Raw genomic sequence first — 21,268 nt, 5'->3', positions numbered from 1 at the left:
CCGGAGGCGGAATCGTCGGTGCGGGCGCCTACCCTGGAGACGTGGCTTTCGCGACCGAACATCCCGTACTCGCACACTCGGACTTCCGGCCGATCTCCGAGATCCCCAGGGCCGACGGCCGGTTCAAGGTGGTCAGCGACTACGAACCCGCAGGTGACCAGCCCGCGGCCATCGACGAACTGGAACGCAGGCTTCGGGCGGGTGAGAAGGACGTCGTGCTGCTCGGTGCCACCGGCACGGGGAAGTCGGCCACCACGGCGTGGCTGATCGAGCGGTTGCAGCGGCCCACGCTCGTGATGGCCCCCAACAAGACCCTGGCCGCCCAGCTGGCCAACGAACTGCGCGAGTTCTTCCCGCACAACGCGGTGGAGTACTTCGTCAGCTACTACGACTACTACCAACCCGAGGCGTACGTCCCGCAGACCGACACCTACATCGAGAAGGACTCGTCGATCAACGACGACGTCGAGCGGCTGCGGCACTCCGCCACGATGAACCTGCTGTCCCGCCGCGACGTCATCGTGGTGTCGAGCGTCTCCTGCATCTACGGTCTGGGCACGCCCCAGTCGTACCTCGACCGCTCCACCCGCCTCGCCGTGGGGGAGGAGGTCGACCGCGACACCTTCCTGCGCGCCCTGGTCGATGTGCAGTACACCCGCAACGACCTGGCGTTCGCGCGCGGCACCTTCCGCGTGCGCGGCGACACCGTGGAGATCATCCCGGCGTACGAGGAACTCGCGGTGCGCGTGGAGTTCTTCGGCGACGAGATCGACAAGCTGTACTATCTGCACCCGCTGACCGGCGACATCGTCAAGGAGGTCGACGAGGTCCGCATCTTCCCCGCCACGCACTACGTCGCGGGACCGGAGCGGATGGAGAAGGCCATCCGCGGCATCGAGGCCGAGCTGGAGGAACAGCTCGCGAAGCTGGAGAAGCAGGGCAAACTGCTGGAGGCCCAGCGCCTGCGGATGCGCACCACCTACGACATCGAGATGATGCGGCAGGTCGGTTTCTGCTCGGGCATCGAGAACTACTCGCGCCACATCGACGGCCGACCGCCCGGCTCCGCCCCCGCCACGCTGCTCGACTACTTCCCCGAGGACTTCCTCCTGGTCATTGACGAGTCGCACGTCACCGTGCCCCAGATCGGCGGCATGTACGAAGGCGACGCTTCGCGGAAGCGGACGCTGGTCGAACACGGGTTCCGCCTCCCCAGCGCGCTGGACAACCGGCCGTTGACGTGGGAGGAGTTCTCCGACCGGATCGGGCAGACCGTCTACCTGTCCGCGACGCCGGGACCGTACGAGATGGGACAGACCGGCGGGGAGTTCGTCGAGCAGGTCATCCGGCCCACCGGCCTGGTCGACCCCGAGGTGATCGTCAAGCCCACCGAGGGGCAGATCGACGACCTCGTGCACGAGATCCGGGTGCGCGCCGAGAAGGACGAGCGGGTACTGGTCACCACCCTGACCAAGAAGATGGCCGAGGACCTCACCGACTACCTGCTCGAACTCGGCATCCGAGTCCGGTACCTGCACTCGGAGGTCGACACGCTGCGCCGGGTGGAGCTGCTCCGGCAACTACGCTCGGGCGACTTCGACGTGCTCGTCGGCATCAACCTCCTGCGTGAGGGGCTCGACCTGCCGGAGGTGTCGCTGGTCGCGATCCTCGACGCCGACAAGGAAGGGTTCCTGCGCAGCAGCACGTCGTTGATCCAGACGATCGGGCGGGCCGCCCGGAACGTGTCGGGACAGGTCCACATGTACGCCGACACGATCACCGAGTCGATGCAGTACGCCATCGACGAGACCAACCGGCGGCGCGCGAAGCAGATCGCCTACAACGAGGAACACGGCATCGACCCGAAGCCGCTGCGGAAGAAGATCGCCGACATCCTCGACCGCGTCTACAGCGAGGCCGAGGACTCCGAGCAGGAGATCGAGGTGGGCGGCTCCGGCCGCAATGCCTCGCGCGGCAAGAAGCCGGAACAGGGCGACCGCGTGCGCAGCTCGGGCGTGCTGGCCGATCGCGACGTCTCCGACATGCCCAGGGCGGAACTCGCCGATCTCATCCAGCAGCTCACCGAGCAGATGATGCAGGCGGCTCGGGACCTGCAGTTCGAGCTGGCCGCTCGGCTCCGCGACGAGATCGCCGAGTTGAAGAAGGAACTGCGCGGCATGGACGCCGCCGGAGTGCAGTGACCGGAGGCGGTCACTCCACGCTCGGATCGGGTTGGAGCACGCCGAAGAGATTTCCTTCGGTGTCGCGGCAGTAGGCGATCCATCCGAGCCCCGTGATGGGTCGCTTCGCGGACACGACGGTCCCTCCGGCCTGCTCCACCTCTCGGGTCAGCATGTCGAGATCGGACACCTCGATGGTGAGCGGAAAGGCGTTCACGCTGGCGTCGGGATCGGGCATCGGCCCCTCGCGTTGCGCGAGACCCCCGTCGATGCCCGGTCCCTCACCCGTCGTGACCAGCCAGTACGGTTCCGGTCCCGAGCGTTCGAACGACCACTCGAACACGGCGGTGTAGAACGTGATCGCGCGCTCCGGGTCGGTGGCGTGAATCTCGAAGTGAACCGGTCGAGGCATACCGAACCCCTCGAATGGTGAGTGCGGGACGAGCAGTGGAGACGAGAACGGATACGTCCTCAAATTGTCTCCCACGCTCGGCGGACGTGCCATCCGCGAAGCCCTGATCCGGGGGTGAGGCGAACGCCGGTGTCAGCTCGTGATGTCCTTCGTCGCGAACCGTCGCGCCGCGAGCAGCCCGAACACCGCCGCGTACAGCACCGCCGACAAAGCACCGTTGGCCATGTTCGTCCAGTCGACGTCGGTGGCGATCAGGTCCATCCAGGCGAACGAGAAGTGCGTGGGCAAGAAGTCCCGCAAATCGCCGAGCGCGGTGATCTGGTCGAGGATCTGGGACAGGATCGACACCAACACCGTGCCGCCAACCGCTCCGAGCGGAGCGTCCGTGGACACGCTCAGCAACAGGCCCAGGGCGGCCACCCAGGACAGCTGGACGACGATGTAGACCGTCCCGAGCGCGATCGCCACCACGCTCGCGCCGAACGACACGGAGTCGCCCGTGGGGCTGATCGCCTCGCCCGCCCCGTACCACACGACGCCGACGACCAGCGCCACCAGCGGAAGCACCGCGAGGGTGAGGGCCGACAGCAGCGCGGAGGCGACGGCTTTCTGCCGCAACAACCGATGCCGGGGGACGGGGATGGCGAGCAGGTACTTCATGCTCGACCACGACGCCTCACTGGCGACGGTGTCGCCGAAGTACAAGGCGACGATCATCGGCAGCAAAAACGAGCCCGACACCAGCATTGCCACCACGACGAAGTTGGGCGCGCTGGCCGTGGCCAGGTCGATGAACCCACCGGACCGACGATTCGGGTTGGCGTCCCCGATCTCCAGCGCCGCCACCAGGATGAACGGCAGCAACGCCGCGAGGGCGAGCACCAGCTGGGTGCGGCGCCGACGCAGTTGCCGCCGCAGCTCCACACCCAGCCGCAGGGTCCGGCCGGGCCGATAACCCACCACACCGCCGTCCGGACCGACCTCGGTACTGGGGGAGCCCGCCGCGCTGAGGTTCTCCAGCGCGGCGGGATCGGTGTGCACGCCCTCGTCCGTGCGGTTACCGGGCTTGTCGGCCTTGCTCATCGCTCCTGCTCCCCTTCTCCGACCAGCTGGAGGAACGCGTCCTCCAACCGACGCCGTGGGCCCGCCTGTTCGACCGCCACGCCCGCCCGCACCAGGGCGGCCACGGCCGCGGACCGCGGCATGTCGTCGAGGTCGGCGTGCACGACGTCGCCGTCGACCCGTGCGGTCACCACACCGTCGGTGGCGCGCAGGACCTTCACCGCGGCCTCCGGGTCGTCCACGCGGAACGTGGCCTCCCCGCCGGCGGACACGATGTCGCTGACCTTGCCCGAGGCCACGAGCGTGCCGCGATGCATGACGACCACGTGCGTACACGTCTGCTCGACCTCGGCCAACAGGTGGCTCGACACGAGCACCGTGCGCCCCGTGGCCGCGTAGCGACGCAGCACCTCACGCATCTGGTGGATCTGCGGCGGATCCAGCCCGTTGGTGGGTTCGTCGAGGACGAGCAGGTCGGGCAGCCCGAGCATGGCCTGGGCGATGGCCAGGCGCTGCCGCATGCCCTGGCTGTAGGTGCGGACCTTGCGGTGGACGGCGTCACCGAGTCCGGCGATCTCCAGGGCCTCCTCGAAGTGGGCCTGTTCGGCGGGCCGTCCGGTGGCAGCCCAGTACAGTTCGAGGTTCGCCGCGCCCGACAGGTGGGGCAGGAACCCGGACCCCTCGACGAAGGAGCCGATCCGGGACAGCACCGGCGCGCCAGGGGAGACCGGGCGACCGAACACCGTGATGTCGCCTTCGGTGGGCCGGATCAGGCCCATCAACATGCGCAACGTCGTGGTCTTGCCCGCGCCGTTGGGGCCGAGCAGCCCCAGCACCTGACCGCGCTCCACCCGGAACGACAGGCCCTTCACGGCGGTCAACCCACCGGGGTAGGACTTGGTTAGGTTGCGGATCACCAGCGGAGTGTCGACGAGGTCGGGGTCCACCTGGTGCGACCTCCGGCGCCGAAGCGCCGCGACCACGGCCACCAGGGCGACCACGACGAGCACGCCGCCGATGCCGAGCAGTTGGGCGACGGGCCATCCGGAGGTCACCGTGGTGCCGGGCACCAGGGGAACGGAGACCGCCGGGTCGCCGGCCAGGGAGATCCGGTAGGCCGCCGGTTCCGTCGGCGTGGCGTAGGCCTGGTCGGTGGTGGCCACGACGAGCTGCAGGCTGTGTCCCGCCTCGACCGGCCGGACGACGCCGGGCAGCGTGACCGTCACCTCGACCGGCGATCCGTCGTCGGGCAGCGAGGGGATCCGCACGGGGGCGACGGCGTTGCCGGGCAGAGTCCGGGAGCCGTTGGGGCTGACGTCGTACAACTTGACGAAAAGCACCGCGTCCCGGCCCCGTGCCTCCTCCGACGCGGCGGCGACGTTCAGCTTCACGGTCGGGGCTCCCGTGACCAGCACCTGGGAGTCCATCGGTCGCGAGACGAACGTGGCCGCCTGGCCCGGTGGGTCGATGGTGAAAAGGCCGGAGAGCCGTGACGAGTTGGCCACGACGCGATTCAGGCCGGGCAGGCCACTGATACCGGCGGGGGTGGCGCCCGGCGGCCGCCGGGCGACCTGCTCGCCCCCGGCGAGCGCGATCCGCCGCCGCTCGGTCGGCTCGGAGGCCAGCCCCGGATAGGCGGCGGCCTCGACGGCGCGCACGGACGGGGAGCCGTTGGTGCGCAGTGCCCCCTGGACTTCGTAGGCGAAGGGGACGGCGGGGTCCTCGCCCTCCCCGGTGAGGTGGTGGTGGAGGAAGTCGGCGATGGTGCCGCGCAACTGAGGACCGGGCACGCCGCCGTCGTGGCCGCCCGTGTACCAGATCACGGACACGTCGCCGCCCGCCTCGGTGATCTGCCGGGCGTTGGCGTCCGCCTGGTCGAGCCCGAACAGGGTGTCCGCGGTGCCCTGCACCAGCAACGTCGGCACGGTGATGCGGTCGGTGACCGACACCGGGGACACCCGCCGGAGGAGGGCCCGCGTCTCCTCCTCGGCGACCCCGTCGGTGGCCACGTCGGTGTAGGCGGCACACACCTGCTCAGTGAAGCGGCCGCACGAGCCCGACCCGGCCTCGCCGTCGGGGAGGCGTTGTCCGGGCACGGGAAGACTCGCTCCCCCCGTACCGGGGGACACGCCGGTGTCCTCGCTCTCCTCGGGCTCGTCACCGGGCTCCGGGGCCTCCGCGCCGGGTGCGGCGGGCAGCGCGGGGCCGAGCCCGGCCGAGAACAACGTGCCCGCCCACGCCTGCTTGAAGACTCCGTCGGCGGAGAACGCGCCGGGCGCGGGAGTGCGGTCGTCGACCTCCTCGCTCGTCGCGGCGTTGGGCAGGAGTGCCTGCTCCAGGTCGTTGTACGTCATCACGGGGGCGATGGCGTCGACCCTGTCGTCGGTGCCCGCGAGCAGCAGGGCGACCGCGCCCCCGTAGGACGCCCCGGTGACACCGACGCGGGGGTCACCGTCCGCGTCGAGCAGCACCTCGGGCCGGTCGGCCAGGTAGTCCAGCAGCCGTGAGGCGTCGGCGATCTCGTGGTCCGGGTCGTTGAGGGCGATTTGCCCCGTGCTGCGGCCGAACCCCCTCGCCGAATACGTCAGCACGACGAAACCGCGCTCGGCCAGTTCCGTGGCCTCACGGGTGACGCTGTTTTTGTCACCGCCGAAACCGTGGGGCAGCAGTACGGCGGGGGCGGGCGTCCGCTCGGGTACGTACAGCGTGGTGTCCAGGTGCACGCGCTCGTCGGAGCCCGGCGCGGCGGCCACGTCGACGACGGCCTCCCGTGTCGTGTAACCGGGTGGTCGGTCGTCGGTTCCGACCCACACCAGCACACCCGCGACCAGGACGGCGACCGCGGACAGCAGCGCGAGCCAACGCCCGCGTCTGCCGCGAGGCATCAGGATTCGGGGCACGGTCGCAACACTATTGGGAGGTTTCCGAGCGTTTTATCCGGGTTACCGAATCGATCGTGGCACGCCGTGTGATGGATCTTACGCCTCTCACATCGGTGACCCTGCCGACGGCCACTGGTCATCGAGTGTCACAACCGCCAAGATGGGGAGCGTTTGTGGAGGGGAGTATTCCTTCGCGGCGGCGTCGTCAACACGGCTGTCAACGTTCGGACACCCGGCGCCGTCGACCGGTGAGAAACCGGTGGGAGAGACCTCCGGTACTGGCCGTTGAGCGCTGACCGGAGGTTGGCATACATGAGCGTGCCCGTGTGGGTGTGGATTGCCACGGTGGCGGGGCTACTCGTCCTCATCGTGGCGGACCTGGTGATCGTCGACCGCAAACCCCACGCGGTCACCACCGGTGAGGCCGCGCGCTGGGTGATCTTCTACGTCTCCTGCGCCGTGCTCTTCGGCATCGGGGTGTGGGTCCTGGGCGGACACGATCCGGGCGTCGAGTTCTTCACCGGCTACATCACCGAGTACTCGTTGTCGGTCGACAACCTGTTCATCTTCATGGTGATCATGGCCTCGTTCCGGGTGCCGGTGATCCACCAGCACCGGGTGTTGTTGATCGGAATCCTCCTGGCGCTGGCGATGCGGGCCGCGTTCATCGTCGTCGGCGCCGCGCTGATCGCAGAATTCGTGTGGATTTTCTTCATCTTCGGCGCCTTCCTCATCTGGACCGCGATCAACACGGCCAGGGAGAAGGACGAGGACGAGGAGTACACCGAGAACGCGCTGACGCGCTTGGTCCGCAAGCTCTTCCGGGTGACGCCGGACTACGTCGGCCACAAAATGCTCGTCAAACAGGACGGCAAGCGACACCTCACCCCGATGTTCGTGGTGATCGTCGCCATCGGCAGCGCCGACCTGCTCTTCGCCGTCGACTCCATCCCGGCGATCTTCGGGATCACGCAGAACGCCTACCTCGTCTTCACGGCGAACGCGTTCGCGCTCATGGGGCTGCGCCAGTTGTACTTCCTGCTGGGCGGCCTGGTGTCCAAGCTGGTCTACCTGTCGTACGGCCTCGCGGTCATCCTCGGCTTCATCGGGGTGAAGCTCATCCTGCACGCCCTGCACGAGTACCACGTCACGCCCGAGTGGCTGAACATCAACAACTGGACCTCCCTCGGGGTGATCGTGGCGGTGCTGACCATCACCACGATCGCGAGCCTCGTGAAGGCCAAGCGCGACCCGGAGGCCGTCGGCAAGCTCGATCCGCAGGAGGAGACGACCGCGGACGAGGAGCGGGAACCCTCGCGGGAGGGTTGATCCGTTACCTTCGCTAATTAGCTGGGTTAAGGTTCGAGGTCATGCGCCCCACAGATCTCAGCCTCATGGCCATTCCCGGTCGCCCGGCGTTGCGGGGCGAGCTGCTGCTGACCGCGGTGTCTCGCCCCGACCCGGAGACCGACCTCTACCGCAGTTCCCTCGTGCGACTCGACTCCGGCGAGACCGTGCCGTGGACCCATGGCGAGCGGGACACCTCCCCGACGATCTCTCCCGACGGTCGGTGGGTCGCATTCCTCCGGGCGACCGGCACGGACGCCCCGCAGTTGCACGTGATGCCGACCTCGGGTGGTGAGTCGCGTCGGCTCACCACCCTGCCGCTGGGCGCCGGGGCGCCGGTGTGGGCCCCGGACTCCCGGCGCATCGCGTTCACCGCGCGCGTCCCCGAACCCGGCCGGTACGGCACCGCCGTCGATGGGGGAGGAGAAGTCCTGAGCCCCGAGCGGGAACGGCCTCGGCGCATCACCCGCTTCGACTACCGCCTCGACGACGAGGGCTTCACCCGCGACCGGCCCCGCCGCCTCTTCGTCGTCGACATCGACGCGGTCGACGACTCCTCCGAGCCAGCGGAACTCACGCCGCTGACCGACGCCGCGACCTCGGTCAAGGACCCCGGCTGGACCCCGGACGGCACCGGGGTGGTGGTCGTCGCACCACGGGACTGGGACGCTCGGGAAACGCTGCACCAGGACCTCTACGTGATCCCCGTCGCCGGTGGGGAACCCGAGCTGCTCGTGCGGTGTCCGGGCGGTGCGGCCCACCCGGTGGTGACCGACGACGGCACGGTCTTCTTCTACGGAACCGAGTTCGACGGTCTCACCCCGGTGGCCCGCAACACCGGACTCTGGGTGACGTCGCTGGACGAGAGGACGTCGCCCCGCAGGCTGACCGACGCGGAGACGGTCGACTGCGACCCCTCGGTCGGCCCGCCCGCCCCCAGGGAGAACGACGTCCTGGTCGCCGTCCGCCACCGCGGGGCCGTGGAGCTTCGCGGCGTGCCGCGCGACGCGGACGGCGCCGTTCTCGACACCTTGCCACTCGTGACGGGGGAGCGGGCCGCCGTGCGGTCTTTCGCCGTCGACGGCGATCGGATCGCGGTCGTGCAGGCGGGTCCCACGGACACGGGTGAGGTCCTGCTCGTCGAGGACGGCTCCGTTCGGACCCTCACGGACTTCTCCGCCTCGCTGCGCGAGGCCGGGATCAGGCCCGTCGAGGAGGTGACGGCCACCGCGCCCGACGGCTATCCCGTCCACGGTTGGGTCGTCGTGCCCGAAGGGGAGGGGCCACACCCCGTGTTGCTGGTGGTGCACGGTGGTCCCTTCGCCCAGTACGACTGGGGTCTGTTCGACGAGGCGCAGGTCTACGCGTCCGCGGGCTATTTGGTGGTGCTGCCCAACCCGCGCGGTTCCGCCGGGTACGGCGAGTCGCACGGGCGTGCCGTCGTGGGAGCGCTCGGCACGGTGGACGCCGACGACGTCCTCGCCCTGCTCGACGCCGCGTTGACGAGGCCGGACGCCGACGCCGACCGAGTCGGCGTGATGGGGGGTTCTTACGGCGGCTTTATGACCGGCTGGCTCGCCGCGCACCACGGACATCGCTTCCGGGCGGCGTGGAGCGAGCGCGCCGTCAACGCGTGGGACTCGTTCACGGGCAGCTCGGACATCGGCTGGTACTTCAGCGGCGCCTACGTGGGCGACGATCCGGAGGAACAACGCAAGCGCAGTCCCCTCACCTACGCCGACCGCATCACCATCCCGTTCGCGATCGCGCACTCCGAACACGACTGGCGCTGCCCGATCGAACAGGCGCAGCGGATGTTCGTCGCGGTCAAGAAGGCCGGGTGCGAGACCGAGATGCTGCTCTTCCCCGGCGAGGGCCACGAGTTGACCCGCTCGGGACGTCCCCGTCACCGTGTCCAGCGGTTCGACGCCGTGCTGGAGTGGTGGCAGCGGCACCTGCCGGTCAGTTGACCAGGACGTAGTTGAGCTCCTCGCACACCCTGGACAACGGCACGTCCAGTCCGGGGTGGTCGAGGGGGAGCAGGACATCGGGCACGGGCGGCAACGCGCCGCCCGCCGGCGGGTCCCACAGACACACCGCGGGTTCGCCCCCGTCCATCGACGAGCGGTACCAGACGCCGTCGAGATCGGGATAGGCGGAGCGGATCGCCCGTGCCCAGGCCTGCGTGATCTTCTTCGGGCCGCTGGAGATCTCCTGGGAGGCACCGACCCTGGTCGGCCACAGGCCGCACAGGTCGAGCAGCCGCAACGTCCGGGCGGGGCGAACGATCACGAGGTGCGGGCCTCGCGTCTTGCGGTCGACCGTCGAGGTCGTCTGGTACACCTCGGCCACGCTCGTGCGTACCGACAACCCGAAGTACAACACCCCGTTCCGGGGATCGGTGACCATCTCGCCGTGCCGGGGTTGCTGCGGGTCGAACCGTCCGTGCGGCAGCGGGCCGGTGTAGCGGAAGGTGTTCCACTGCTGGGGATGCCTGCCCTGAGCGGTGAACACTCGCACGAGCCGGGTGTTGGGGTGGACGGCGACGATGTCTTCGGTTGGGCGCAGCGCGTTGACCAGTACGGCCCGCGCCGGCGGCCGGGGCAGTCGTGCCATGAACCGTGACTAACCGATCCGGGACTTGGGGTCAGACGGGGGTGCCGAGCTCGGCGGCCAGTTCGGCCACGAACTCGGGGTCGCCGCCCGCGAGCAACCATTGTCTCGGGGTGGCAGGTCTACCGTTGATCACCAGGTCGGTCTGGGGTGTGCTCATGAACGCCGCGACCACCAGGACGGGCTGGTCGTCGGGCACGGCGCGCAGCACGACGTCGAGTCCGGGAAGCACACCGCTGGACGTGAACTGCCACGCGGGCAGCCGCCACCCACCCTGTGCCTTCCAGCCGGTGAGCCTGCCTTCCTTCAATCTGTGTCGGATACGGCTGTCGTCGACTCCGAGCAGCGACGCCGCTTCGCTGACGGTGAGGGAGGAGTCGGCCAACACCGCGTGCGCGGCCACCATCCGGGCCCGGTGGTCCTGCTCGTCGTCACTCGTCGGGCTCAGATCGAGCCCCACATCCTCAAGGGCCGCCCGCTGCTCGGCCGAGAAGTAGTGCGACGGGTTCGGGCTCGGGGGAGTCAAACGCCTGGCCGCGTCTTCGACCAGCGCCAGAAACTCGGTGGGGTCCGCCTTGAGACCCGCCTTGGCGAGAACGTTTTTGAGGGCGATGGTCGTCATGCGCCCAGGGTAGCCCGGATGTGCGGGTTCGTGCGCTTTTGCCGCCCTGTTGCGCGGGAATTCACCGGAATCGACACACAACGCACAACATTAAACACTTTCCGTAGCTGCCCGCTCAGTCTGCCCTCGCGAAGCTGCTCTGTCCAGGCTTCCCACGCCCCGTCACCGTCACCCGCCCGGTGTCCCGTTAGCGTCGGAACCCGTGACCAAGGTGATCGACAGCGTGTCGTGGGTGTTCGTTCGGGACCGGCGACTGCTGACCGTGCGGACTCGGGGCAAGGAGAAGTTCTACCTTCCCGGCGGCAAACGGGAGGCGGGCGAGAGCGACGTCGAGTGCCTGTGCCGGGAGATTCGCGAGGAGCTGGGGGTGGAGTTGGACCCGCGCAGCTTCAGTTTGTTCGCGGTGCTCGACGAACTCGCCGACGGCTACTCCGACGGACGCAGGGTGCACATGACCGCCTACACCGCCCGGTACGACGGCCAGTTGCGGCCGGGGCGCGAGATCGCCGAGCTGGCGTGGCTGGGAGCGGCCGACGGGCATCGCTGTCCTCCCGCCGGGCGGCGGGTCCTCGGTGTCCTCGCCGAACGCGGAGAGATCGACTGAACTCGACGGCCGGCCGCTCGTCCTCATGCGACCTTCGGCGGGCGACATCGCTGCCCCGCCGCGCTCGGCGCGGTGGCCTTCGGGGACGAGCCGGCGTGGTCGGGGAAGGGAGAGGAGCCGCACCGCTCCTACGCCACGCGAGTCGATGCCGGACGGCGGACGGACACCTCGGGGTGACGAAGCTTCGGCCCCGCCACCCCGACGTCCACGCTCACGAGCGCGCGGTCGCGCCGGTCACCATCCGCGAGCACGCCATTCGGGCAGCTTCGGCCGCTCCGCCCCGAGCGTGGAGTCGTCGCCGTGGCCGGGATAGAACCACGTCTCGTCGGGGAGCTGGTCGAAGATCCGCTGTTCCACGTCGTCGATGAGCGAGGTGAAGTTCTCCGGCGACGTGGTCTTGCCCACGCCTCCGGGGAAGAGCGAGTCACCGGTGAAGAGGTGGGGGTGCCCCTGTGGGTCGCGGTAGAGCAGCGCGATCGAGCCGGGGGTGTGACCCCGCAGGTGGATGACCTCCAACGTGACCTCGCCGACGGCGATCGTGTCACCGTGCTCGACGAGGATGTCCGGGGGGACGGGCAGCGGATCGGCGTCCGCGGGGTGGACCACGGTGTCGGCGCCGTAGGCACCGGCCAGCGCACCCAGCGCCTGCCAGTGGTCGGCGTGCTGGTGAGTCGTGACGATCGTGCGCAGGGCCGGACGGTCGGGGCCGTGTCCGATGAGGTCGGACAAGCGCTCGTAGTCGTTCGCGGCGTCGATGACCAGGGCCTCGTTGGTGGCGCGGCACACCAACAGGTAGGCGTTGTTGTCCATGGGGCCGACCGACACCTTCGTGATGGTCAGCGCGTCGAGCGTGCGCCGGGCAGCGGCACCACCGGGTTCGACGTGGCCGGTGTAGTCCTCCGTGACGTTCACGGTCCTACGGTAGTCAATCGAGTACCAACCCCCGAGACAGGCCGGGACGCGGCCCCGGCTAGGGTCTGCTCTTCGCGTGTGTCCACCGAATGAGGGCGGGGGTGTCGTCGTGACCGTCGTGGCCCGTTCGGAACCGGTGCCACGAACGTCCCGCCGGTTCAGCTGGGACGTGATCCGGGTCGTGGCCATCCTGCTGGTGCTGCTCGGTCACTTCACCGGTCTCGCGTCCACCATCCCCGGCATCGAGCCGTACCCCGTGCGGATCGACCTCCGGTTCGGCACGATCACCCTGCTCGTGCTCTCGGGCTACTTCATCGGACCCGCCCTCCGACGCGGGGCACCGGGTCGGTGGTTCCGGACGCGCCTGGCCCGGCTGCTGCCCGCCTACCTGGCGGCCGTGCTCCTGGGGTCTACGTGGTGTCGCGATACGCGGTCGTGCGATTCAACGGAGGCGAGCACCAGCAAGGACTGCTGGGGTTGCTGTTTCTCGACCCGATCATGCCGCCGGAGCCCGCGCCGGACGCCCTGCCCGCCTGGCACGTGCCGGATCTGAACGATCTCCTGCTGCACCTGTTCCTGCTGCACGAGTGGAACCCCGACGGCTGGCACCGGATCGACGGCTCCTACTGGACCATGCCGGTGCAGGTGGCCGCGTTCGCGGCGGCCGCGCTGCTGTGGCGCAGCGGAATGCACCGGCGAGTGGGGGCTCCCCCGGTGCTGTGGTCGGCGATGGCAATCTCCGCGGTGGCGCGCGCGGTGCGCGACTATGTCGGGGTGCTGCCCGCCGCCACCGGGATGCTCCGGGCGTACCTGTTCGCCGCGGGGGTGGCGATCTGGCTGTGGCAGCAGCGTCGACTCTCCTCGGCGCAGCTCGGCGCGTTGCTGGCGACCGCCCTGGTGATCCAGTGCTTCCACGGCCCGTGGTACGCCGTGCTCGGGTTCGCCCTCATGCTCGGGGCGATGTGCGCGGCGGCCCGAGGCCCCGACTGGGGCGTCGGCGTGCTGCGCTCGTTGCGTCGCCCCATCTTCTGGCTGGCCGGGATCAGCTACGGCCTGTACCTCGTCCACCAGCAGATCGGCTACGTCGTGGCCAGGACGCTGTCCGAAGCCGGGGTCTCGCCCTGGTGGTTACGCTTGTCGGTGGTGGCCGGGGTGGCCCTGGTACTGGGCTGGCTCTTGACCGTTCTCGTCGAGCGCCCGGCGTATCGCCGGCTCGCCCCGCGACGAACCGCGCCCGCTGTGGTGCGCCCCACCCCATCGGTCGGCTCACACGGCACTCGCGGCACTTTTGTCGGTGGCCCGCCCTAGCATGGTGCCGGCCGACTTCCGGCGTCTTCCACACACCAGTTGAAGGGATCTCGGGTGGCTGATCGCCTCGTAGTCCGTGGCGCCCGCGAACACAACCTACGCGGCGTCGACCTCGACCTTCCCAGAGACAGCCTGATCGTGTTCACGGGCCTTTCGGGGTCCGGTAAGTCCAGCCTCGCGTTCGACACCATCTTCGCGGAGGGGCAGCGGCGCTACGTGGAGTCGCTGTCCGCGTACGCGCGCCAGTTCCTGGGGCAGATGGACAAGCCCGACGTGGAGTTCATCGAGGGACTGTCGCCCGCCGTGTCGATCGACCAGAAATCCACGTCGCGCAACCCGCGTTCCACGGTCGGCACCATCACCGAGGTCTACGACTACCTCAGGCTGCTGTACGCCCGCGCGGGCAAACCCCACTGCCCGCAGTGCGGCGAACCGATCAGCAAACAGACCCCGCAGCAGATCGTCGACCAGGTCCTGGACATGGAGCAGGGCACCCGCTTCCAGGTCGTCGCTCCGGTGGTGCGCGGGCGTAAGGGCGAGTACGTGGACCTGTTCGCCAACCTGCAGCAGCAGGGCTTCGCGCGGGTCCGCGTGGACGGCACGGTCCACCCGTTGTCCGACCCGCCCAAGCTGAAGAAGCAGGAAAAGCACGACATCGGCGTGGTCGTCGACCGGCTCACCGTCAAGCCCAGCGCCAAACAGCGGCTCACGGACTCGATCGAGACCGCGTTGAGGCTCGCCGACGGCCTCGTCGAGCTGGAGTTCGTGGACCTCCCCGAGCACGACCCCCACCGCACGCGCGGTTTCTCCGAGAACCTCGCCTGCCCCAACGGCCACCCGCTCACGATCGAGGACCTCGAACCGAGGTCGTTCTCCTTCAACGCGCCCTACGGGGCCTGCCCCGAGTGCACCGGCATCGGGGTCCGCAAGGAGGTCGACCCCGAGATGGTGGTGCCCGACGACGAGCTCTCGCTCGCGGAAGGCGCCATCGCCCCGTGGTCGGGCGGGCAGAGCGCGGAGTACTTCCAGCGACTGCTGGAATCCCTGGCGACCACCATGGGCTTCCGGATGGACACCCCGTGGCGGAAGCTGCCCGCGAAGGTGCAGAAGGCGATCCTGCACGGCGTCGACGAACAGGTCCACGTCAGCTACCGCAACCGCTATGGCCGGAAGCGCTCCTACTACGCCAACTTCGAAGGCGTCATCCCCTTCCTGGAGCGCAGGCACGAGCAGACCGAGTCCGAGTGGGCGCGCGAACGCTACGAGGGCTACATGCGCGAGGTGCCGTGTCCGGCCTGTCAGGGCACCCGTCTCAAGCCCGAGATCCTCGCCGTCACGCTGGAACACGAGGAGCTCGGGGAGCTCTCCATCGCCGAGGTGTGCGCGCTGTCGGTGGCGGAGGCGTCGAAGTTCCTGGACGGGCTCCGGCTCGGCCCCCGCGAGGCCATGATCGCCGGCGCCGTGCTCAAGGAGATCCAGGCGCGCCTGCACTTCCTGCTCGACGTCGGCCTGGACTACCTCTCCCTCGACCGCGCGGCGGCCACGCTGTCCGGCGGGGAGGCACAGCGCATCCGCCTGGCCACGCAGATCGGGTCCGGGCTCGTGGGTGTGCTGTACGTGCTCGACGAGCCGTCCATCGGACTGCACCAGCGGGACAACCATCGCCTCATCGAGACACTCACGCGGCTTCGCGACCTCGGCAACACGCTGATCGTCGTCGAGCACGACGAGGACACGATCCGCGCGAGCGACTGGGTCGTCGACATCGGTCCCGGCGCGGGCGAGCACGGCGGTCTGATCGTGCACAGCGGCCCGTACGAGAAATTGGTGCGGAACAAAAAGTCGCTCACCGGTGACTACCTCTCGGGCCGCCGTTCGATCGACGTGCCCGCCGTACGCAGGCCGAGGGACCCCAAGCGCCAGCTGACGGTGGTGGGTGCCCGCGAGAACAACCTACGCAACATCGACGTGTCGTTCCCCCTCGGCTGCCTGGTGTCGGTCACCGGCGTGTCCGGGTCGGGGAAGTCGACGCTGGTCAACGACATCCTGGCCACGGTGCTGGCGAACAAGCTGAACAATGCCCGGCAGGTGCCCGGACGTCACCGGCGCGTCAAGGGACTCGACCACGTCGACAAGCTGGTCCGCGTCGACCAGTCACCCATCGGCCGGACCCCGAGGTCGAACCCGGCGACCTACACCGGCGTGTGGGACCACATCCGCAAGCTGTTCGCGGCCACCACCGAGGCGAAGGTTCGTGGCTACCAGCCGGGACGGTTCTCGTTCAACGTCAAGGGCGGCCGGTGCGAGGCGTGCGCGGGCGACGGCACCATCAAGATCGAGATGAACTTCCTGCCGGACGTCTACGTGCCGTGCGAGGTCTGCAAGGGCGCCCGCTACAACCGCGAGACGCTCGAAGTGCACTACAAGGGCAAGACGGTGGCCGAGGTCCTCGACATGCCCATCGAGGAGGCCGCCGAGTTCTTCGAGCCCATCAAGGCCATCCACCGGCACCTGCAGACGCTGGTCGACGTGGGGTTGGGCTACGTCCGGCTCGGCCAGCCCGCGCCCACGCTCTCCGGTGGTGAGGCCCAGCGGGTGAAGCTCGCCAGCGAGCTGCAGAAGCGTTCGACGGGCAAGACCGTCTACATCCTCGACGAGCCCACCACGGGCCTGCACTTCGAGGACATCCGTAAGTTGCTCGGCGTGATCAACGGGCTGGTCGACAAGGGCAACACGGTCATCGTGATCGAGCACAACCTCGACGTCATCAAGACGTCCGACTGGATCATCGACCTCGGCCCGGAGGGCGGCTCCGGCGGCGGCACGATCGTCGCCGAAGGCACGCCGGAGGAGGTCGCGGCCACGGAGGGCAGTTACACCGGGAAGTTCCTCGCGCCACTGCTGCGGAACTGACCTCCGCCCGCCGGGACCGGGTACTCACGACACGAGGCTCCCGTGGTCACCTCCGCTACGAGGGACGTAACCACGGGAGCCTCGTCGTGTCGAGACCCGTAACGCTCAGGCGTGGGCCGGCTGCTTGGCGTCGGCGTCGGACGCCGGGGCGTGGTCGTCCACGAGCGTCGTCTCGTCGAACGGCTCCTCGCCCGAGAGCACACGGGAGAGCCGCTCGCGGTCGAGCTGCTTCGTCCACGACCCGATCAGGACGGTCGCGACGGCGTTGCCCGCGAAGTTCGTCAGCGCGCGGGCCTCCGACATGAACCGGTCGATGCCGAGGATGAAGCCCACCCCGTCCACGAGCTCGGGCCGGTGCGACTGGAGACCACCCGCGAGGGTCGCGATGCCCGCCCCGCTGACACCGGCGGCGCCCTTCGAGGCGATGATCATGAACACCAGCAGCGAGATCTGCTCCCCGATGCTGAGCGGGCTGCCCTGCGCGGTGGCGATGAACAGCGTGGCCATCGTCAGGTAGATCGCGGTGCCGTCCAGGTTGAACGAGTAGCCGGTGGGCACCGTGATGCCCACGACGGGCTTGCTGACACCGACGTGTTCCATCTTCGCGATGAGCCGCGGCAGCGCCGACTCCGACGACGACGTCGACACGATGAGCAGGAACTCCCGGCCGAGGTAGCCCAGCAGCTTGAAGATGTTGACCCGCGCGCCGAGCCACAGCACGGCTCCGAGCACCACGAAGATGAACAGCAGACAGGTCACGTAGAAGCCGATCATGATGACGGCCAGGCTGCGCAGCGCGTCCCACCCGGTCTCGCCGACGACGGCCGCGATCGCGCCGAACGCGCCCACGGGCGCCGCCCACATGATCATCGAGAGGATGCGGAACACGAGCCGCTGGATGTGCTCGATGCCGCGCAGGATCGGCTGGCCCGCCTGCCCCATCTTCTGCAGCGCGAACCCGGCGAGCAGCGCCACGAGCAGGGTCTGCAGCACCGAGTCAGCCGTGAACGCCGAGATCAGGGTGTCGGGGATGATGCCGAGGAGGAAGTCGACCGTTCCCTCGCCCTCCGACGCGCTCTCCTGCGCCGCCGCGGCGGCCGCGGGGTCGAGCTCCATACCCTCACCGGGGTGCAGGACGTTGCCGACCACGAGACCGATGCCCAGCGCGAAGGTGGACATCAGCAGGAAGTAGCCGACGGCCAGCAGACCCACCTTGCCCACGCTGGCCGCCTTCGCGACCGACCCGATGCCGAGCACGATGGTGCAGAAGATGATCGGGCTGATCATCATCTTGATCAGATTGACGAAGCCGGTGCCCAGTGGCTTGAGCTCCTTCGCCACGTCGGGGGCGGCGAAACCGACGAGGACACCCAGCACCACCGCGGCGATCACAGCCAGGTACAGGTAGTGCATCCGGTCGCGACGCCGTGGCGGATTCTCGGCCGTGGGCGACGGTCCAGGCAACATTGCCTCCTCGAAGTGCTGTCGGGGGATCAGGATGACTATGGGAACCGATCCCGTGCGAGTCACGATTGTGTTCATTTCGGTCGTGAAAACTCGCCGAGGGGGTGTGTTCTCATGAACCGATGCGCCGTTCGTCCCGCTTCGGTACTTCCCGCCCCCGCGGGCGGAGCTGGAGCGTCGCCAGACAGTTGCTGGTCCTGCAGTTGGCCGTGGTGGGCGTGCTGGTGCTGGGGGGCGCCGTGCTCGCCTACCTCGACGCCGAGAGCACCGTGGAGGAGAAGGCCGCCGAGGAGGTCGTCGCGGTCGCGGCCACCATCGCCGACTCCCGTGACGTGCGCGAGGCGGTGACGCTCCCGGACCCCAGCGTGAGGTTGCAGCCGTTCGCCGAGCGGGTCCGTGCCGACACCGGGGTCGGCTTCATCACCATCATGGACCGCGACCGCACCCGCTACACCCATCCCGACCCCGACCGCATCGGCGAGCCGTTCATCGGCACCATCGACCCCGCGCTGCGGGGACGCGCGTTCACCGAGACCTACACCGGCACGCTCGGTCCGTCGGTGCGCGCGGTCGCACCGGTGTTCGTCGACGGCGACGTGGTGGCCCTGGTGGCCGTCGGAATCACCGTGGAGGCGATCTCGACGGAACTCGCTCAGAGGCTGTCGCTCGTGCTGGGGGTCGCCGCGGGAGCGCTGTTCGTGGGCGTGGTCGGCAGCGTGGCGGTGAGCAACCGCCTGCGCGCGCAGACTCGCGGGGTGGCGCCGGAGGAACTGAGCCGCATGTTCGACTACTACGAGGCCATCCTCCACTCCGTGCGGGAAGGACTCGTGCTGGTCGACCGGGACGGCCGGGTCGGGTTGTACAACGACGCCGCGGCGGATTTGCTCGATCTCCGGGGGGATGTGCGCGGCTTCCCGGTGGCCGAACTCGGGCTCGCGGACGCGCTGGCCCGCACGTTGACCGCGCGGGAGCAGGTGCGCGACGAGCTGCACGTGACCGAGACCAGGGTCCTGCTCGTCAACACCGTCCCGGTGCGCTCGCGAGGACGCGCGATGGGCAACGTGGTGACCCTGCGCGACCACACCGAGTTGCAGTCCCTGACGGGGGAGTTGGACACCGTACGGGGATTCGCCGAATCACTGCGGGCCCAGGCCCACGAGTCGGCCAACCGGCTCCACGCGGTGGTCTCGCTCGTGGAACTCGGCCGCACCGAGCAGGCGGTGGCACTGGCCACGGCGGAGTTGCGCACCGCGCAGGAACTCACGGACAGGGTGCTGGGCGCGGTCTCGGAGCCCGTCCTGGCCGCCCTGCTGCTGGGCAAGTTGAGCGAGGCCGCCGAACGCGGGGTCGAACTGGTGATCACGGACGACACCGTCCTCGACGACACGAGCGCCGCGATCGACTCGCGCGACCTCATCACCGTGCTCGGCAATCTCGTCGACAACGCGATGGACGCGGCGATCGAGACGGCGGCCGACCGCGCTCCCACCATCCGGGTCACGGTCAAGACCGAGAACGAGGTGCTCGTCATTCGAGTCGCCGATTCCGGGCCCGGCATCGACCCCGCGGTCGGCTCGCGGATCTTCCGTCGCGGGTGGTCCACCAAGTCGGGAGGCGGGGACACCGGGCGGGGTCTCGGCCTGGCGCTCGTGGGGCAGACAGTGCGTCGTCTCGGTGGCACGGTGACCGTCGCCAACGCTGCGGACAGCGGCGCCGTGTTCACGGTACGTATTCCTCTTTCCGCAGCGTCCCGCCGCGCCGCTAGCTCTTTAGAGTGATAGCGGAGGCATCACGGATGATCAATGTGCTCGTGGTCGAGGACGATCCGGTGGCGGCGGACGCCCATCGGGCGTATGTCGAACGGGTCGCGGGGTTCACGGTGGCGGGCGTCGTGCACTCGGGCAGGGCGGCCGTGCGGTTCTGCGCACGGCATCGGGTCGACCTCATGCTGCTCGACTTCTACCTACCGGACACGCACGGCCTGGACGTGTGCCGCACCCTGCGCGCCACGGGCGCTTTGGTGGACGTGATCGCGGTGACGTCGGCGCGGGACCTGGAGCTCGTGCGCGGCGCGGTCTCCGCCGGGGTGGTGCAGTATCTGCTGAAGCCGTTCACTTTCGCGGCGTTGCGAGGCAAACTCGACAGCTACGCGCGGTTCCGCGACCGCGTGGCACGGCTCGGGAAGGCCAGCGGTCAGGCCGACATCGACCGCGTCCTCGAAACCCTGCGCACCCCTGGCCGGGAACCGCTGCCCAAGGGGATGAGCGCCGCCACCCTCGACGCGGTCACCGCGGTCCTCGCCGAGGCACGCGAGGGAGTCTCGGCCGCCGCCGTCGCGGCGGCCAGCGGCGTCGCCCGTGTCACCGCTCGCCGTTATCTCGAGTACCTTGCCGATCACGGGGTAGCCCGCCGTCGTCCCCACTACGGAACGGTCGGGCGCCCCGAGGTTCGCTACGTCCCCGTCGGACACCCCGACACCTCCGGTGGTCGGGGCGACGACGGGCTCGGGGCCTCGCCCGAGACGTCGTAGCGTCACACGCGGGTGATGAGGAGGGCGCGATGAGCAAGCACGCGGTGCGCACGACCGCGGCCCCGGCGCCGGTGGCGGCGTACTCGCAGGCCGTGCGAAAGGGGAACATCCTCCAGGTTGCGGGCCAGGTCGGGGTCGACCCCGCGACGGGGCGGGTCGCCGAGGACGTCGCGGGTCAGACCCGCCAGGTGTTCGCCAACCTGCGTGCCGTACTCGAAGCGGCGGGCTCCGGGCTCGACGACGTCGTCATGATGCGCGCCTACCTCACTGACAGGGCGCACTTCGCCGAGTTCAACGCCGTGTACAACGAGCTGGTGTCCGAGCCGTACCCGGCCAGGACCACGGTGTACGTGGGCCTGCCCGCCGGGTTGCTCGTGGAGATCGACGCGCTGGCGGTGCTGGACTGACGAACTTCGTCG

General features: G+C 69.2%; 16 protein-coding genes and 1 pseudogene. 10 read left to right on the top strand and 7 right to left on the bottom strand.

Features of this window, described 5'->3' with window-relative positions; all coding sequences use genetic code 11:
• The first annotated feature begins 41 nt into the window (after positions 1–41).
• Positions 42–2,201 (top strand): excinuclease ABC subunit UvrB, encoded by a 2,160-nt coding sequence (gene uvrB, locus SACGLDRAFT_RS14040; RefSeq protein WP_040920000.1) that lies wholly within the window; start codon positions 42–44, stop codon positions 2,199–2,201.
• A 10-nt stretch (positions 2,202–2,211) separates the two neighbouring features.
• On the opposite strand, the gene SACGLDRAFT_RS14035 is transcribed toward uvrB, so the two are convergent.
• The 3 genes from SACGLDRAFT_RS14035 to SACGLDRAFT_RS14025 all read right to left on the bottom strand — a co-directional run bounded on the left by SACGLDRAFT_RS14035 (position 2,212) and on the right by SACGLDRAFT_RS14025 (position 6,539).
• Positions 2,212–2,592: a VOC family protein gene (locus tag SACGLDRAFT_RS14035; RefSeq protein WP_005465476.1), complete on the bottom strand. Its 381-nt coding sequence runs from the start codon at positions 2,590–2,592 to the stop codon at positions 2,212–2,214.
• Between the two features lie 132 nt (positions 2,593–2,724).
• The gene (locus SACGLDRAFT_RS14030; RefSeq protein WP_005465475.1) at positions 2,725–3,675 is read right to left on the bottom strand and encodes an ABC transporter permease; all 951 of its coding nucleotides are present in this window, start codon (positions 3,673–3,675) and stop codon (positions 2,725–2,727) included.
• Complete coding sequence (locus SACGLDRAFT_RS14025) at positions 3,672–6,539, bottom strand: alpha/beta fold hydrolase (RefSeq protein WP_005465474.1); 2,868 nt, start codon at positions 6,537–6,539, stop codon at positions 3,672–3,674. The genes SACGLDRAFT_RS14030 and SACGLDRAFT_RS14025 overlap by 4 nt, the downstream gene beginning before the upstream one ends.
• Before the next feature lie 309 nt (positions 6,540–6,848).
• Here SACGLDRAFT_RS14025 and SACGLDRAFT_RS14020 point away from each other — a divergent pair, with 309 nt between their 5' ends.
• Together SACGLDRAFT_RS14020 and SACGLDRAFT_RS14015 are read left to right on the top strand one after the other, a co-directional pair.
• Complete coding sequence (locus SACGLDRAFT_RS14020; RefSeq protein WP_005465473.1) at positions 6,849–7,865, top strand: TerC family protein; 1,017 nt, start codon at positions 6,849–6,851, stop codon at positions 7,863–7,865.
• A gap of 41 nt (positions 7,866–7,906) precedes the next feature.
• The gene (locus SACGLDRAFT_RS14015; RefSeq protein WP_005465471.1) at positions 7,907–9,853 is read left to right on the top strand and encodes a S9 family peptidase; all 1,947 of its coding nucleotides are present in this window, start codon (positions 7,907–7,909) and stop codon (positions 9,851–9,853) included.
• Here the strand turns inward: SACGLDRAFT_RS14015 and SACGLDRAFT_RS14010 are convergent.
• Both SACGLDRAFT_RS14010 and SACGLDRAFT_RS14005 read right to left on the bottom strand, forming a co-directional pair.
• Entirely contained in the window at positions 9,846–10,499 is a 654-nt protein-coding gene (locus SACGLDRAFT_RS14010; protein ID WP_005465469.1) for an RES family NAD+ phosphorylase, read from the bottom strand. The two genes, SACGLDRAFT_RS14015 and SACGLDRAFT_RS14010, sit on opposite strands and share 8 nt — an antisense overlap.
• A 31-nt stretch (positions 10,500–10,530) precedes the next feature.
• Positions 10,531–11,118: a MerR family transcriptional regulator gene (locus SACGLDRAFT_RS14005; protein ID WP_005465468.1), complete on the bottom strand. Its 588-nt coding sequence runs from the start codon at positions 11,116–11,118 to the stop codon at positions 10,531–10,533.
• A gap of 211 nt (positions 11,119–11,329) precedes the next feature.
• On the opposite strand from SACGLDRAFT_RS14005, the gene SACGLDRAFT_RS14000 reads away from it, so the two are divergent.
• Positions 11,330–11,722, top strand: a complete 393-nt coding sequence (locus SACGLDRAFT_RS14000; RefSeq protein ID WP_005465467.1) for an NUDIX hydrolase — start codon at positions 11,330–11,332, stop codon at positions 11,720–11,722.
• A 234-nt stretch (positions 11,723–11,956) separates the two neighbouring features.
• Here SACGLDRAFT_RS14000 and SACGLDRAFT_RS13995 read toward each other — a convergent pair whose 3' ends face one another.
• Positions 11,957–12,634, bottom strand: coding sequence for an MBL fold metallo-hydrolase (locus tag SACGLDRAFT_RS13995; protein ID WP_005465466.1), 678 nt, complete (start codon positions 12,632–12,634; stop codon positions 11,957–11,959).
• 76 nt (positions 12,635–12,710) lie between these two features.
• Here SACGLDRAFT_RS13995 and SACGLDRAFT_RS23005 point away from each other — a divergent pair.
• The 3 genes and pseudogenes from SACGLDRAFT_RS23005 to uvrA all read left to right on the top strand — a co-directional run.
• Positions 12,711–12,983: pseudogene (locus SACGLDRAFT_RS23005) on the top strand (hypothetical protein); the annotation flags it as partial.
• A gap of 68 nt (positions 12,984–13,051) precedes the next feature.
• Complete coding sequence (locus SACGLDRAFT_RS13990) at positions 13,052–13,942, top strand: acyltransferase family protein (protein ID WP_232283964.1); 891 nt, start codon at positions 13,052–13,054, stop codon at positions 13,940–13,942.
• A gap of 54 nt (positions 13,943–13,996) precedes the next feature.
• Positions 13,997–16,855, top strand: a complete 2,859-nt coding sequence (gene uvrA / locus SACGLDRAFT_RS13985) for an excinuclease ABC subunit UvrA (RefSeq protein WP_005465465.1) — start codon at positions 13,997–13,999, stop codon at positions 16,853–16,855.
• A 105-nt stretch (positions 16,856–16,960) separates the two neighbouring features.
• Here uvrA and SACGLDRAFT_RS13980 read toward each other — a convergent pair whose 3' ends face one another.
• Complete coding sequence (locus SACGLDRAFT_RS13980; protein WP_040919072.1) at positions 16,961–18,268, bottom strand: cation:dicarboxylate symporter family transporter; 1,308 nt, start codon at positions 18,266–18,268, stop codon at positions 16,961–16,963.
• Between the two features lie 173 nt (positions 18,269–18,441).
• On the opposite strand from SACGLDRAFT_RS13980, the gene SACGLDRAFT_RS13975 reads away from it, so the two are divergent.
• From SACGLDRAFT_RS13975 to SACGLDRAFT_RS13965, 3 genes are read left to right on the top strand one after another with little or no spacing between them, the layout of a single operon-like run.
• Positions 18,442–20,097: an ATP-binding protein gene (locus SACGLDRAFT_RS13975; protein ID WP_005465463.1), complete on the top strand. Its 1,656-nt coding sequence runs from the start codon at positions 18,442–18,444 to the stop codon at positions 20,095–20,097.
• 17 nt (positions 20,098–20,114) lie between these two features.
• Positions 20,115–20,849: a response regulator gene (locus tag SACGLDRAFT_RS13970; protein ID WP_005465462.1), complete on the top strand. Its 735-nt coding sequence runs from the start codon at positions 20,115–20,117 to the stop codon at positions 20,847–20,849.
• A 29-nt stretch (positions 20,850–20,878) separates the two neighbouring features.
• Positions 20,879–21,256 (top strand): RidA family protein, encoded by a 378-nt coding sequence (locus SACGLDRAFT_RS13965; protein ID WP_005465461.1) that lies wholly within the window; start codon positions 20,879–20,881, stop codon positions 21,254–21,256.
• Positions 21,257–21,268: the final 12 nt, after the last annotated feature.

It is taken from the genome of Saccharomonospora glauca K62, assembly GCF_000243395.2.
GTDB classification, from domain to species: Bacteria; Actinomycetota; Actinomycetes; order Mycobacteriales; family Pseudonocardiaceae; genus Saccharomonospora; species Saccharomonospora glauca.
This window is presented reverse-complemented; position numbering and strand designations above follow the sequence as displayed.

Bases quoted from the DNA above. Each gene is read 5' to 3' on its own strand.
- SACGLDRAFT_RS14035 (WP_005465476.1), bottom strand. From the start codon at position 2,592: ATGCCTCGACCGGTTCACTTCGAGATTCACGCCACCGACCCGGAGCGC.
- SACGLDRAFT_RS14030 (WP_005465475.1), bottom strand. From the start codon at position 3,675: ATGAGCAAGGCCGACAAGCCCGGTAACCGCACGGACGAGGGCGTGCAC.
- SACGLDRAFT_RS14025 (WP_005465474.1), bottom strand. From the start codon at position 6,539: ATGCCTCGCGGCAGACGCGGGCGTTGGCTCGCGCTGCTGTCCGCGGTC.
- SACGLDRAFT_RS14020 (WP_005465473.1), top strand. From the start codon at position 6,849: ATGAGCGTGCCCGTGTGGGTGTGGATTGCCACGGTGGCGGGGCTACTC.
- SACGLDRAFT_RS14015 (WP_005465471.1), top strand. From the start codon at position 7,907: ATGCGCCCCACAGATCTCAGCCTCATGGCCATTCCCGGTCGCCCGGCG.
- SACGLDRAFT_RS14010 (WP_005465469.1), bottom strand. From the start codon at position 10,499: ATGGCACGACTGCCCCGGCCGCCGGCGCGGGCCGTACTGGTCAACGCG.
- SACGLDRAFT_RS14005 (WP_005465468.1), bottom strand. From the start codon at position 11,118: ATGACGACCATCGCCCTCAAAAACGTTCTCGCCAAGGCGGGTCTCAAG.
- SACGLDRAFT_RS13980 (WP_040919072.1), bottom strand. From the start codon at position 18,268: ATGCACTACCTGTACCTGGCTGTGATCGCCGCGGTGGTGCTGGGTGTC.
- SACGLDRAFT_RS13975 (WP_005465463.1), top strand. From the start codon at position 18,442: ATGCGCCGTTCGTCCCGCTTCGGTACTTCCCGCCCCCGCGGGCGGAGC.
- SACGLDRAFT_RS13970 (WP_005465462.1), top strand. From the start codon at position 20,115: ATGATCAATGTGCTCGTGGTCGAGGACGATCCGGTGGCGGCGGACGCC.
- SACGLDRAFT_RS13965 (WP_005465461.1), top strand. From the start codon at position 20,879: ATGAGCAAGCACGCGGTGCGCACGACCGCGGCCCCGGCGCCGGTGGCG.